Origin of the sequence: Iodidimonas sp. MBR-22 (assembly GCF_029946565.1) — a bacterium.
GTDB lineage: Bacteria > Pseudomonadota > Alphaproteobacteria > Sphingomonadales > Rhodothalassiaceae > Iodidimonas > Iodidimonas nitroreducens.
This window is the reverse complement of record NZ_JARKVQ010000009.1, coordinates 61,932-75,067: the sequence shown is the minus strand read 5'-3', so window position 1 is coordinate 75,067 and position 13,136 is coordinate 61,932. Positions and strand designations below refer to the sequence as shown.

Here is a 13,136-nt window from a genome sequence, read left to right as displayed (position 1 = left end):
TGAGAGTGGCGCCACAAGCACTTGACTTGCAAGGCCTGCTCGCGCACCCAAGGGCGAATGGATCATGCCCTTATCACAGGATGACAAGCGATGGGAATATTAGGGATTATCGGCGGCAGCGGTCTTTATGATATGCCCGGCCTTGAAGATGTTCGCCATGTGGGGGTGGAATCCCCCTTTGGTGCGCCATCCGATCTGATCATCCGGGGCAGGCTGGGATCGGTTGAACTGGCCTTTTTGCCGCGCCATGGGGTGGGCCACAGGCTAAGCCCGGATGGCATCAATTATCGCGCCAATATCGATTGCCTGAAACGTTTGGGGGTCACCGATATTCTATCGCTTTCCGCCTGCGGGTCCTTGCGCGAAGATTTGCAGCCCGGCGATTTCGTGCTGGTGGATCAATTCATCGATCGCACCCGGGCGCGGCCCTTGTCCTATTTTGGCAATGGGCTGGTGGCCCATGTTTCGATGGCCGAGCCAACCTGCGCGCGCCTGCGCAGCGATCTGGCGAAAGCGGCCGAGGGCATGGAGTTCACCCTCCATCCGCGCGGCACCTATCTGGTGATGGAAGGGCCGCAATTCTCGACCCGGGCGGAATCCCATCTTTATCGCCAATGGGGTGCGGATCTGATCGGCATGACCAATCTGCCGGAAGCCAAACTCGCCCGCGAGGCCGAGATGTGCTATCTGACCATCGGCATGGTGACCGATTATGATTGCTGGCGCGAAGGGGAAGCCCATGTGGATGTGGAAAGCGTGCTGAAAATTCTGATGGATAATGCCAGCAAAGCCCAAAATCTGGTGGCCGCAGCCGCCCCTTTGATCATGGAAAACCGCCAAACCCCTTGCCCATCGGGCTGTGATCGTGCCTTGGAAATGGCCATCGTCACCCATCCTGATCAGCGCGATGCGGCCTTGATGGATCGGCTTGATGCAGTGGCCGGGCGGGTGCTGAAGCCCGCAGGCTGATGGCCCCCAATGCGGACCCGATTTTCTGTTGCCCAATCCCTTTTGAACAGGAGAAACCAGACGGTGTCGAATGGTAAAATGAACCCCCCTCAGCCCCAGAAGCCAATGGCCACGGAATGGGCGACATCGCGGATCAGAACGGTTCCTGATTTTCCAAAAGCCGGTATCCAGTTTCGCGATATCACCACCTTGCTTGCCGATGCCCGGGGTTTTCGGAAGGCCGTGGATGAACTGGTGCAGCCCTATGTGGGGGTGGCCATCGATAAAGTGGCGGGGATCGAGGCCCGTGGCTTTATTCTGGGGGGTGCTATCGCCCATCAATTGGCCTGCGGCTTCATTCCCATTCGCAAACCCGGCAAGCTGCCTTATCGCACCATCAGCCAAAGCTATCAGCTTGAATATGGCGAAGATTGCCTGCAGATCCATGAAGATGCCATCCGCTCGGGCGATCTGGTGCTTTTGACCGATGATCTGATCGCCACCGGCGGCACGGCTGAAGCCGCGGTGAAGCTTATTCGGCAGGTGGGGGGAACCGTGGTGGCGGCGTGCTTTGCCATCGATCTGCCCGATCTGGGCGGGGCGCAGAAAATCCGTGATATGGGGATCGAGGTGATCAGCCTGTGCCATTTCGAGGGGGATTGAACATCCCGCCCGATCGGTTCTGATCAGCCCAGATTGACGGGTGACAGAGCGCCCGTGCGGGGCCTGGCAAAATAATAGCCCTGAAACAGGGTCACGCCCAGTTCCTTCAAGGCCTGGAATTCTTGCTTCGTTTCAATGCCTTCGGCAATCACCATGATATCAAGGCTGAGAGCGGTGCGCACAATGCCGGTGACAATCGCCTGTCGGGCGATATTCTTGTGAATATCCCGCACCAGATGCATATCGATCTTGATCAGATCGGGTTGAAAATCGGCCAGCAGGCTGAGCCCGGCAAAGCCCGCGCCAAAATCGTCGATGGCTGTGATCAGGCCCCATTTTTTATATTCGGCAATGATTTTTTTAACATGCTCGATATCATCGATCTTTTCCCCCTCGGTGAGCTCGAACATGATGTTTTTCAAGGGAAATCCGCTTTTTCGGGCGGCCTGCAGGGTGGCGCGCAAACAGGCTTCGGGCTCATAAACCGCATTGGGCATGAAATTGATCGATAAAATAGGGCGTTGATCAACAGGGAAAAGCTTTGCTGCCATTTGAATGGCGCGAATCCGGCACTCCTGATCGAAGCGATAGCGATTTTCATGCGTGACCTGGGCCAGAATTGCCCCGGCGCCTTCGCCATTGGTTCCGCGGACCAAAGCTTCATGGCCCCAGATCCTGCCCTCTTGGCTATCGATGATGGGCTGGAAAGCCATGGTGAAGGAAAATGGCAGGGTCTGCCCATCTCGGCAGGCCCCGCATTGCGTTTGCCGTGTCATCGAATTGCCCCATCCAGAATTTTTTCTACCCTAGAGGGCGAAGCTTTAAGGACCCCTTAATGATGCTGGGCCGGAGCTATAAAAAACACAAATATTTTGTTTTTATGCGCTTTTTGCGGCAGTTCGTCCCCGTTTCCTCGCCTTGATCATTCAGCCGCTTGTGACGACGCGGGCGCTGTCCATTTCAACAGGGGCTGCCGAGCCGCAAGGGTTTCATCCAGCCGCCTTAGGGGGGCAAAATGGGGGGCTGCGGTAAAACGTTCTGTATTTCCCGTTTGGGCCGCCTCTCTGGCCGCTGCCGCCAGCCCGCGCATGGAGGCGATGAATTCATCAAGGGTGGCTTTCGATTCGCTTTCGGTGGGCTCGATCAGCATGGCCCCATGCACCACAAGGGGGAAATACATGGTCATCGGATGATAGCCTTCATCGATCATCGCCTTGGCGAAATCCAGGGTGCTGATGCCGGTATCCTTCAGGAAGCGATCATCAAACAGCGCTTCATGCATACAGGGCCCGGCAAAGGATGCGGTCATATGGGTGCTTAATTCCGCCAGCAGATAATTGGCATTGAGCACGGCATCTTCGGCCAATTGGCGCAGGCCATCATGGCCATGGCTGAGCATATAGGCCAAAGCCCGCACATACATGCCCATCTGCCCGTGAAAGGCCACAAGGCGGCCAAAGCTTTGATCATCCGCGCCCTGATGATGTTCATGCAAGGCAAGGCCATCGTCGGTTTCAACCACATAGGGCAAGGGTGCATAGGGGGCCAAAGCCTCAGAAAAAACCACCGGCCCTGAACCCGGCCCGCCGCCGCCATGGGGCGTGGAAAAGGTTTTGTGCAGATTGATGTGCATGGCATCGATGCCCAGATCACCGGGCCGCACCCGGCCCACGATGGCATTGAAATTCGCCCCATCGCAGTAGAAAAAGCCGCCGGCTTCATGCACGGCCTCGGCGATTTTGATGATATCGCGTTCAAACAGGCCACAGGTATTGGGATTGGTCAGCATGATCCCGGCCACATCCGGCCCCAGCGCTTTTTTGAGCGCCTCCAGATCCACCCGGCCATCCGGCCCTGCGGGAATGGCTTTCACCTGATAGCCGCAGAAAACCGCGGTGGCGGGATTGGTGCCATGGGCGCTTTCGGGCACCAGAATGATCTTGCGGGCATCGCCCCGGGCTTCAAGGGCGGCCCGGATGGCCATGATGCCGCATAATTCCCCATGGGCACCGGCCTTGGGATTAAGGGCAACCGCCGGCATTCCGGTCAGGGTCATCAGCCAATGGCTCAGATCGCGCATCACCGCCAAAGCGCCCTGCACCGTGCTTTGGGGTTGCAGGGGGTGAATATCCGCCAATCCGGGCAGCCGCGCCACTTTTTCATTCAGCCTTGGATTATGCTTCATGGTGCACGAGCCAAGGGGGAAAAAGCCGCTGTCGATGCCATAATTCTTCTGGCTCAGCCGGGTGAAATGCCGCACGGTTTGCGGCTCTGATAAGCCGGGCAGGCCAATCGCCCCATTGCGTTCAAGGCCACCAAGGGCGGTTTGGAAATCGCCCGCATCCTCGATATCCACCCCACTATGGCGGGCATCGCCGATTTCAAAAATCAGCGGTTCTTCATGCAGCAGGCCGCGATGGCCGCTGAAGCTTTCAAAAGGGGCCGGGAGGGTGCCCTCGCCGCTATGGCTGGGGCGTCCTGTGCGGTTCATGGGCATGATCAACGCTCCTTGATGCCGGGGGTGGCGGGGGTGCCGGGGGTGGCCAGATAATCACGAAGCGCCCCGGCCAGCAGGGCGATATCGGCTTCGCTTACGGTTTCAGTGATGGCCAGAATGAGGATATTGGCAAGCTCCGGCCTTTGCGGATAAAGGCGCGAGGCGGGCACACCGGCCAGGATTTTTTGCGCCGCCAAAGTTTCGACCAGCGCATCGGCGCGGCCGGGCAGGCGCACGCATAGCTCATTGAAATAGCTTTGGTTCAGCACCTCGACCCCATCAATTCCGGCGAGCGCTGCCCTTAATTGGGTGGCCTTTTTGTGATTGATCATGGCCAATTGCCGCAATCCCTTTTCACCCAGCAAGGTCATATGAACGGTAAAGGCCAGGGCGCAGAGGCCGGAATTGGTGCAGATGTTGGATGTCGCCTTTTCCCGGCGGATATGCTGCTCGCGGGTGGAGAGTGTGAGCACGAAGCCGCGCTTGCCATCGGCATCCCGGGTTTGCCCGGCCAGCCGCCCGGGCATCTGGCGCACATATTTTTCCCGGGTGGCAAAAAGCCCCAGATACGGGCCGCCGAAATTCAGCCCGTTGCCGATCGATTGGCCTTCCGCCACCACGATATCGGCCCCCATTTCACCGGGGGATTTCACCGCCCCCAACGACACAACTTCGGTGACCACAGCGACCAGAAGCGCGCCTTTTTGATGGGCGGCTTCGGCCAAAGGGCCCAGATCATGCAGATGGCCAAACAGATCGGGGGTTTGCACCACCACGCAGGCGGTCTCCTCGTCGATGCTATCGATCAGATTTTGCAGATCGCGGGCCGGATCATCGGCCAAAGGCTGCAAGCGGATCACCTGTTCATCGCCATATTGGGTGATGGTTTCCACTACATCGCCATAATGGGCATGAAGCCCGCCCGCCAGAATGGCCTTTTTGCGGCCCCGGGTGATGCGCCGGGCCATCAGGATGGCTTCGCCACAGGCGGTGGAGCCATCATAAAGCGAGGCATTGGCCACATCGCAGCCCAAAAGATTGGCAATCTGGGTTTGAAATTCAAACAGATATTGCAAAGTGCCCTGAGCGATTTCAGGCTGATAGGGGGTATAGGCGGTGAGAAATTCACCCCGCTGAATGATATAATCAACGCTTGCCGGAATATGATGGCGATAGGCCCCGCAGCCAACGAAAAAAGCATGTTCGGCAGCCGGAATATTGCGCCGGGCATAATCGCGAAACAGGCGGTCCACCTCCAGTTCGCTTTTATGGCCCGGCAGATCAAGGGGGCTGCTGAGCCGGGCGGCCTTGGGAACATCGGCAAACAGATCATCGATCGAAGCCACGCCGATGGCCTTGAGCATCGCCTGGCGGTCTCGATCATTATGCGGAAGATAACGCATGGGGCGGGGGTCCTTTGATGCAGCGCGGATTAGGCTTGGGCCTTGGGATCGGTTGAGATCAGCCAAGCTCGGCGAGATAGGCCTCATAGGCTTCATCATCGAGCAGCTCATCAAGCTCGCTCAGGTCATTGAGGGTGATCTCGAAAAACCAGCCATCATCCATCGGCTGGCTGTTTGCCAGAGCGGGATCCTCCACCAAAGCCTGATTGAGCGCGCTTACCTCCCCTGAAACCGGGGCATAAAGCTCGCTGGCGGCTTTTACCGATTCGACCACAGCCGCCTCGTCGCCTTTCATCAAGGTGGCCCCCATTTCGGGCAATTCCACAAACACCACATCCCCTAATTGCGCCTGGGCATAATCGGTGATGCCAATCACCCCCTTGCCATCTTCGATGCGGATCCATTCATGGTCTTTGGAAAAACGGATCATGCTCATGATCAAAAATCCTTTGCAAAATGCGGGCTTTGGCCCGGCTGATGGAAAAAGAGCGTTCAGCCCTGTTTTGGTTTTGATGATTTTCGCACATAATTCTGGGTCACGAAGGGCAGGGCCTTTACATGGGCCTTGCGCAGCTTGCCCCGCACCATCAGGGCGATGTCTGTGCCCGGGGTGGCGGCCTTCGCATCGATCAGGCCCATGGCCACCGGCGCATTCACCGTGGGGCCAAAGCCGCCCGATGTGATGATGCCAAGTTTTTGAGTGCCATCCGGGCTGTAAATCGCGGTTCCATCGCGGGCAATGGTGCGATCATCGGGGCTGATGCCCACTCGCTTTCGGGCCGGGCCATCGGCAATCTGGCCCAGAATACGCCCGGCACCGGGGAAATCGGCGCGATCCCGGCGGGCTTTGGGGATGGCCCATAAAAGATCGGCCTCGACCGGGGTGATCTCGGGGCTGAGATCCTGACCATAAAGGCATAAACCGGCTTCAAGGCGCAGGCTGTCGCGGGCCCCAAGGCCGATGGGGGCAACCCGCTCATCGGCCAGAAGACGACGGGCGAAGCTTTCGGCATGATCTGCGGGGAGCGAGATTTCAAAGCCATCCTCGCCGGTATAGCCCGAACGGCTGATGATCAGATCATGGCCATCAAGGCGGGTCCACAAGGCTTCCATGAACAAAAGATCACGACAGGCGGGGATGATCGCTGCCAGCACATCCGCAGCGTCTGGCCCCTGCAAAGCCAGCAGGGCGCGATCATCGCACAGCGAAAGCCGGGCCCGGCCTGCCAATCTGGAGCGGATATGGGCGAAATCCCCTAAACGCGGCCCGGCATTGACAACGATGAACAGGCCGTTTTCGCGATCAGCCCGGCGGGTGATCATCAGATCATCAAGGATGCCGCCTGTATCATCGAGCAGCAGGCTGTAGCGCATCTGGCCGGGTTTCAAACTGGCAATGGCCCCGGGCACCAGCTCTTCAAAAAGACGGGCGATATCGTCATCCGGGTTGATGGGGTCGAGCATGGCCTGACCCATATGCGAGACATCGAACAATCCGGCTTTCTGGCGGCAGTGCAGATGTTCGCCCTTGATCCCCATGGGAAATTGCACCGGCATTTCATAGCCGGCAAAAGCAACCATCTGCCCGCCCATTTCGCGATGCAGGGCATTGAGGGGTGTTTCGAGGAGCAGGGGGGCTGTCGTTGTCCCGCAATCGGTCATCATCAGGCTCCGCTTTGGCACCTTAAAGGCGCATGAAGGCTTCAGCCGCTCGGTGCGGCATCACAAAGCCCCCTCTGTCACGGAACCTGAGAGATTTCGCCAGACGCTTTTGGCCCGATGGCCGCAGCGTCTGCCTTATCCCCGTCGGTGAGGTGGACCCTGCCCACCTGCTTTCCAGAGTCGTCTGCCGCTAACGGTCCTTTGGCCTGAGAGTTTCCGGGGCGGTTGCTCCTTCGGCGGCTTTTCATGCGCTTTCAACCGCATCAAAAGCTCTCTCCCGCAAGCGGTCAGCGGCCTTCTACAGCCGCCCGACATAATCAGTGCAGTCGCTTCTCCTCTACAGGCGGATCTCCACCCCTGTCAACGCGGCAAAAGCGATCAGCGCAGCAAATTATAGCGCACATCTTCGGGATCGAGCTGAAAGCCGATCAGGATTTCATAATTATAGCGCCGCGCCCGCTCAATATCGGGCAGTTCCTGGCGCAATCGCTCGGTCACCACGACGCGCTGCTGATCGGCGCTTTCAAAGCTGAGGCGCGTTTCATAAATATCCTTGGCAACAATCATCGAATTATCGCGCACAACAGCCACAAACCATTGCAAGGAAATCTCACCGGTTTCCGGCAAAGCCGAGCCGCGCACGGCGGCCAGATCAAAATGCACATCGCTGATGACATTCCGGTTCTGATCGCATTTCAGTGTGAGGTTGGTGATGCTGGCTTCATAGGCAATATCGGCGACATTTTTCTCATCCCCCATGAAGCGCACGAACGACCCCGTGCCCCCCACGACAGCCAAAGCCGGGCAACGCTGGATCGTGACTTCCAACGGATTTTGATTGGCACCGCAGGCCGCCAAAGCCATCAGTGCGCCGGTGGTGATGAAGCGCAAGAACAAGGACATATGAGACATGCGATCTCTTCAGGTTTGGATGTGGATCGACAAGGGGTTAAAAGTTTTCCATCAATAGGGGCTTCCCAGGCTTGAGGCAATGCCCGCTCTTATGGACCGATCAAATCTTATGATTCCATCAAAACCTGCACCGATAAAAGCCTGTGTGGGGGCAGATCACATCACATTTCCCTGATAAAGGGTGATGACAGAGATTTTTTTGAACTGTAGGCGCGCATCGTCTCTTGCGTTATAGTGTTCTGGCGTTCAAATGAAAGCCTAGGTGTTATTCCAAATGGATTTTGATGCTGATCGAGTTTAGCTGGCCTTTATGTCACATCTTTGTCAGAATCAGGATCGCCGAACGATGAGGACAATGATCTGATGAGCAAACCGACCTTGCAGATACTTCTGGCGGCTCCCCGAGGATTTTGTGCCGGGGTGGATCGGGCCATCAAGATCGTTGAACTGGCTTTGGAACGCTTTGGCGCGCCGGTCTATGTCCGCCATGAAATCGTTCATAATCGCCATGTGGTTGAGGATCTGGAAAGCAAAGGCGCTGTTTTCGTTGAGGAATTGAGCGAAGTGCCCGATGATGTGCCGGTGGTGTTTTCCGCCCATGGGGTGCCCAAAAGCATTCCGGCGGAAGCCGACCGCCGCAAGCTGCTTTATGTGGATGCCACATGCCCCCTGGTTTCCAAGGTTCATCGCGAGGTGGAGCATCATGATCGCACCGGCCATCATATTCTGATGATCGGCCATGCCGGGCATCCCGAAGTGATCGGCACCATGGGGCAGGTGGCTCCGGGATCGATTACCCTGATCGAATCGGAAGATGATGCCAAAAATGTCGCGGTGCAAGATCCCGATAATCTGGCCTTTGTGACCCAAACCACTTTATCGGTGGATGATACGGCGGGGATTGTTGAGGCGCTGATCCGGCGCTTTCCCAATATCGTTGGGCCGCGCAAGGAAGATATCTGCTATGCCACCACAAATCGTCAGGAATCGGTGAAGGCCATGGCCGCGCGCTGTGATCGCCTGCTGGTGATCGGGGCCCCCAATTCATCCAATTCGCGCCGTTTGGTCGAGGTGGCGGAGAAAGAGGGCGTGTCCTCGCGGCTGTTGCAAAAGGCTGCCGATCTGGATTGGGATTGGCTTTCGGGGGCTGCGGTCATCGGCGTCACCGCCGGGGCTTCGGCTCCTGAAATTCTGGTTCAGGAATTGATCTCCGCCTTATCGGATCATTATGATGTGACCTTGGAGGAAGTGGAAACCGCGCGCGAAGATGTCACCTTCAAAATCCCTGCCATTTTGCGGGAAAGTGCCGCTTGATCAGATTAGGGCGGATCATCGCTGTTTATTGCTCAGTTTATCAAGCGATAGCCTGACGGGCGTGATGGGAAAAGGCGCGTGACCGCAAAACGCCGGGTTGAGATTTATACGGATGGGGCCTGTTCGGGCAATCCCGGCCCCGGCGGCTGGGGGGTTTTGATGTGCTGGAACGGCCATCAGAAAACCCTGATCGGCGGGGCCCCTGATACCACCAATAACCGCATGGAACTCACCGCCGCGATCGAGGCTTTGAACGCCCTCAAACGCCCCTGCCATGTGGATCTTTATACCGATAGCACCTATGTGCGATCCGGCATCACCCAATGGATTGCTGGTTGGAAAGCCCGAGGCTGGCGCACGGCGGCGAAAAAGCCTGTGGCCAATGTGGATCTTTGGCAGGCGCTCGATGCGGCCATTGCCGACCACGAGATCACATGGCATTGGGTGAAGGGCCATTCCGGCCATGATGGCAATGAAGCGGCTGACCGCTTGGCCAATGAAGGCATGGCGCCCTATAAATCGGTAAAAGGAGCGGCGAATGGCTGAAGCCGGAGCATCGCCTGAGATCGACAAGACGGCCCTGATCGATCAGATGATCAAGATGGTGCCGCAGATGGCGGCCTTGGGGATCCATTTGATCGCCGCCGATGGGGGGCGGGCCCGGATGCAGCTTCCCTGGTCGGATGATCTGGTGGCTTATGCCGATACCGGGGTGATGGCGGGAGGTGCGATTTTCACCCTGCTCGATTCGGTTTTGGGGATGGCGGTTTTTTCGGCGCTGGATCGCTTATTGCCGGTGGCCACCTTGGATCTACGGATCGATTATCTGAAACCGGCCACCCCGGGTCTGGCGGTTTTGGCTTCATCCCATTGCACCCGGCTGACCCGGCAGGTGGCTTTTGTGCGCGGCGTGGCTTTTCATGAAGATGAAGGCGATGCCATCGCCCACGCCACCGCCAGTTTCATCATCGATCGTGGCCATGAAAAAGGGGGGCGGTGATGGGATTTGATATTATCAGGGCCCTGATGCGCGACACCCATGCAGTGGTGGCGCTGGATGCCATCCCTTATGCCCGGTTTTTGGGGCTGAGCCTTGAGCGATCAGATGATGATGTGCGCCTGCATCTGGCCTTTGATCCTAAGCATATCGGGGCGCCGGGGCGCTATCATGGCGGGGTTTTGGGCGCGGCTTTGGAATTTGCGGCGATGGCGGAATTGATGTGGCAATCCCGGGGCAGCGGCGCTGAACTGACAAGCCTGCCCAAGCCGGTGACGCTGACCGTTGATTTTCTGCGCCCTGCGGGGCCGCAGGATCTTTATGCGGCGGCCAGCATCATCAAGCAGGGATCGCGGATCGCTTCCGTGCGATCACTGGCCTGGCAAGAGGACCGGGAAAAGCCGGTGGCCGAAGCGCAGATGCATTTTCTGCTGCCCCAGCCACCGGCCGCCCCGCAAAATCCACAAGGAAACCCAGAAGAAAATCCACAAGAAAGCCAGCAGGGCTGAAGGCTTTTCCCCTTATCCCTCGCCGAAAAGCAGGCCGCGAAAGGCAAATCCCAAAAAGATCAGCGCCAAAGCCAGCGGGCACACAAAGCGCAGCATGAACAGCCAGATTTTGAATCCCCCATCACTCATGCTGTCAAGCTCATCGCGGATGCTGATCTTTCGCATCCGCCAGCCCACAAACAGGGCGATCAAAAGCCCGCCCATGGGCATGATGATATTATTGGTGAGGAAATCCAGATTATCGAGGATGGTGCCGCGCCAGAAGGTCAGATCAGACCATAAATTAAGGGATAAAACCGAACCGATCCCCAATATAAAAATGGCAATCCCGGTGCCGACAGCGGAAATCTTACGATGGATGCCGCGATGTTCTTCAAGCCATGCCACAAAGGGTTCGAGAAGGGAAATGGCCGAGGTCAGGGCGGCGATGCCCAAAAGCAGGAAAAAGGCCCCGCCCACAAAGATACCGCCGGGCATCTGGGCAAAAGCCACGGGCAAAGTGATGAACACAAGCCCCGCCCCCGCTCCGGGTTCCAAGCCATATTGAAAAACGATGGGGAAAATGGCCAGACCTGCGAGAATCGCAACTGTTGTATCGGCTCCGGCGATGATGAAGGCGGATTTGGGCAAAGATACATCTTTGGGCACATAAGCGCCATAGGCCATGATCGCCCCCAAAGCGAGGGAAAGGGAGAAGAAGGCCTGACCCAAGGCCTGGATCACCGTTTCAAAGGTGACTTTGGAAAAATCGGGCTGAAACAAAAAGCGGATGGCAGAGGCAGCATCCCCCACGCTGAGGGCATAGATCACCAAAAGCAGCAACAGACCAAACAAGGCAGGCATCAGCCATGTGACGGCTTTTTCAAGCCCCCCGTGAATGCCCCGGGCCACAACCGTGATGGTGATGGCCATGAAGATGCCGTGCCACAGCAGAACAATCCAGAAATTTCCCGTTACGGCACCGAAATAATCCCCGGATGTATATTGATTGAGAATGGTCAATGAGCCGGTGAAGCTGGCCACCATATAAGACAGCGTGAGCCCGGCAATGACCGAATAAAAGCTTAAAACCAGAAGGGCACCAACCACCCCGCTCCATCCGGCGACCGCCCAAAGCGTTGAGCGGCCTTCTTCCCGGGCGACCTTTTTCACCGCATTGGGGGGCGAAAGATGGCCGCGTCGGCCCAATGTCAATTCAGCGATCATCACCGGCACCCCGATGCCAAACACAAAGGCCAGATAGATCAGAACAAACGCCCCGCCGCCGCCCTGGCCCGCTTCATAAGGAAATTTCCAGATATTCCCAAGGCCCACGGCGCTGCCGACCGCAGCAAAGATAAAGGCGAGGCGCGACGACCAGTTTTCATGCGCAAGTGGTTCGGATCGTGCCATAATTTTGTCCTTCCCCTGATATGCGGCCCAATGAGGCCCTTATATTTTATGCCGAATGGATATTTCATCCTGATCGCTTTGGCAAAAGCCTTATTTCGTACCGAACAATCGATCCCCAACATCACCCAGACCGGGGGTGATATAGCCATGTTCATTCAGGCCATCATCAAGGGCAGCGGAAAAGATCGGCACATCGGGATGAGCGGCCCGCAGGGTTTCAACACCCTTCGGGGCGGCGACCAAACACAAAAACCGAATTTTATTGGCCCCCGCTTCCTTGACAAGGGAGACCGCCGCCGCCGCCGAATTGCCTGTGGCCAGCATTGGATCCACGATCAGAACATGGCGTTCCTCAAGGCTATGGGGCATTTTAAAATAATATTGCACGGGCTTCAGGGTGTCATGATCCCGATAAAGCCCCACATGCCCCACCCGGGCTGAGGGCACCAGATCGAGCAGGCCCTGCAACAGGCCATCGCCTGCCCGCATGATCGAAACAAAGCAGGGCTTTTTACCGGAAAGCTGTTTTTGCACCGATTTTTCCAGCGGTGTTTCGATCTCGATATCCTGAAGGGGCAGATCGCGGGTGACTTCATAGGCCAAAAGCAGGCTGATTTCGCGCAAAAGCTGGCGAAACTGCGCAGATGGCGTGTCTTTTTGGCGCATCAGGGTGAGTTTGTGCCGGATCAGCGGATGATCAACGATAGTGAGATCATGTCCTGTAGCCTTGGTCATTTTTATTCTCCTTTGTCCCATCGTTTCTTAGCACCCTGCCTGCGGGTTTTGGAAGCAACATGATGGGGGAGACGATGGCCGATCACTGGCGATTGACTTGTCAG

General features: G+C 57.1%; 14 protein-coding genes and 1 riboswitch. Of the genes, 6 read left to right on the top strand and 8 right to left on the bottom strand.

Translation table 11 applies throughout. The features are described 5' to 3' along the window. The first annotated feature begins 90 nt into the window (after positions 1-90). Complete coding sequence (locus QK300_RS08510; RefSeq protein WP_281301264.1) at positions 91-969, top strand: S-methyl-5'-thioadenosine phosphorylase; 879 nt, start codon at positions 91-93, stop codon at positions 967-969. Positions 970-1,074: 105 nt separating this feature from the next. Next, entirely contained in the window at positions 1,075-1,611 is a 537-nt protein-coding gene (locus tag QK300_RS08505) for an adenine phosphoribosyltransferase (RefSeq protein WP_348651860.1), read from the top strand. A 23-nt stretch (positions 1,612-1,634) separates the two neighbouring features. Here QK300_RS08505 and QK300_RS08500 read toward each other — a convergent pair whose 3' ends face one another. The 6 genes from QK300_RS08500 to QK300_RS08475 form a co-directional block, all read right to left on the bottom strand. After that, the gene (locus QK300_RS08500; protein WP_281301262.1) at positions 1,635-2,387 is read right to left on the bottom strand and encodes an EAL domain-containing protein; all 753 of its coding nucleotides are present in this window, start codon (positions 2,385-2,387) and stop codon (positions 1,635-1,637) included. Positions 2,388-2,533: 146 nt separating this feature from the next. Further along, positions 2,534-4,102, bottom strand: coding sequence for an aminomethyl-transferring glycine dehydrogenase subunit GcvPB (gene gcvPB, locus QK300_RS08495; RefSeq protein ID WP_348651859.1), 1,569 nt, complete (start codon positions 4,100-4,102; stop codon positions 2,534-2,536). Positions 4,103-4,110: 8 nt separating this feature from the next. Then, entirely contained in the window at positions 4,111-5,511 is a 1,401-nt protein-coding gene (gcvPA, locus tag QK300_RS08490; protein WP_281301260.1) for an aminomethyl-transferring glycine dehydrogenase subunit GcvPA, read from the bottom strand. Between the two features lie 58 nt (positions 5,512-5,569). After that, entirely contained in the window at positions 5,570-5,947 is a 378-nt protein-coding gene (gene gcvH, locus QK300_RS08485; RefSeq protein WP_281301259.1) for a glycine cleavage system protein GcvH, read from the bottom strand. A 56-nt stretch (positions 5,948-6,003) separates the two neighbouring features. Further along, positions 6,004-7,176: a glycine cleavage system aminomethyltransferase GcvT gene (gcvT, locus tag QK300_RS08480; RefSeq protein ID WP_281301258.1), complete on the bottom strand. Its 1,173-nt coding sequence runs from the start codon at positions 7,174-7,176 to the stop codon at positions 6,004-6,006. 181 nt (positions 7,177-7,357) lie between these two features. Beyond that, positions 7,358-7,463: riboswitch (glycine riboswitch) on the bottom strand. 88 nt (positions 7,464-7,551) lie between these two features. Further along, a complete protein-coding gene (locus tag QK300_RS08475; RefSeq protein WP_281301257.1) occupies positions 7,552-8,085 on the bottom strand; it encodes a hypothetical protein in 534 nt (177 codons plus the stop codon). A gap of 363 nt (positions 8,086-8,448) precedes the next feature. Here QK300_RS08475 and ispH point away from each other — a divergent pair, with 363 nt between their 5' ends. The 4 genes from ispH (at position 8,449) to QK300_RS08455 (ending at position 10,905) form a co-directional block, all read left to right on the top strand. After that, positions 8,449-9,399, top strand: a complete 951-nt coding sequence (gene ispH / locus QK300_RS08470; protein WP_281301256.1) for a 4-hydroxy-3-methylbut-2-enyl diphosphate reductase — start codon at positions 8,449-8,451, stop codon at positions 9,397-9,399. Between the two features lie 78 nt (positions 9,400-9,477). After that, positions 9,478-9,945 carry a ribonuclease HI gene (gene rnhA / locus QK300_RS08465; RefSeq protein WP_281301255.1) on the top strand — a complete coding sequence of 156 codons (468 nt, stop codon included), beginning with the start codon at positions 9,478-9,480 and terminating at the stop codon, positions 9,943-9,945. Beyond that, on the top strand, positions 9,938-10,399 hold the full coding sequence (locus QK300_RS08460) for a PaaI family thioesterase (protein ID WP_281301254.1): 462 nt from the start codon (positions 9,938-9,940) through the stop codon (positions 10,397-10,399). Before rnhA ends, QK300_RS08460 begins: the two co-directional genes overlap by 8 nt. Next, positions 10,399-10,905 carry a PaaI family thioesterase gene (locus tag QK300_RS08455; protein ID WP_281301253.1) on the top strand — a complete coding sequence of 169 codons (507 nt, stop codon included), beginning with the start codon at positions 10,399-10,401 and terminating at the stop codon, positions 10,903-10,905. Before QK300_RS08460 ends, QK300_RS08455 begins: the two co-directional genes overlap by 1 nt. 12 nt (positions 10,906-10,917) lie before the next feature. Here the strand turns inward: QK300_RS08455 and QK300_RS08450 are convergent, their stop codons facing one another. After that, on the bottom strand, positions 10,918-12,297 hold the full coding sequence (locus tag QK300_RS08450) for a sodium-dependent transporter (RefSeq protein ID WP_281301252.1): 1,380 nt from the start codon (positions 12,295-12,297) through the stop codon (positions 10,918-10,920). Positions 12,298-12,387: 90 nt separating this feature from the next. Next, the gene (upp, locus tag QK300_RS08445) at positions 12,388-13,032 is read right to left on the bottom strand and encodes a uracil phosphoribosyltransferase (protein ID WP_281301251.1); all 645 of its coding nucleotides are present in this window, start codon (positions 13,030-13,032) and stop codon (positions 12,388-12,390) included. Positions 13,033-13,136 lie beyond the last annotated feature (104 nt).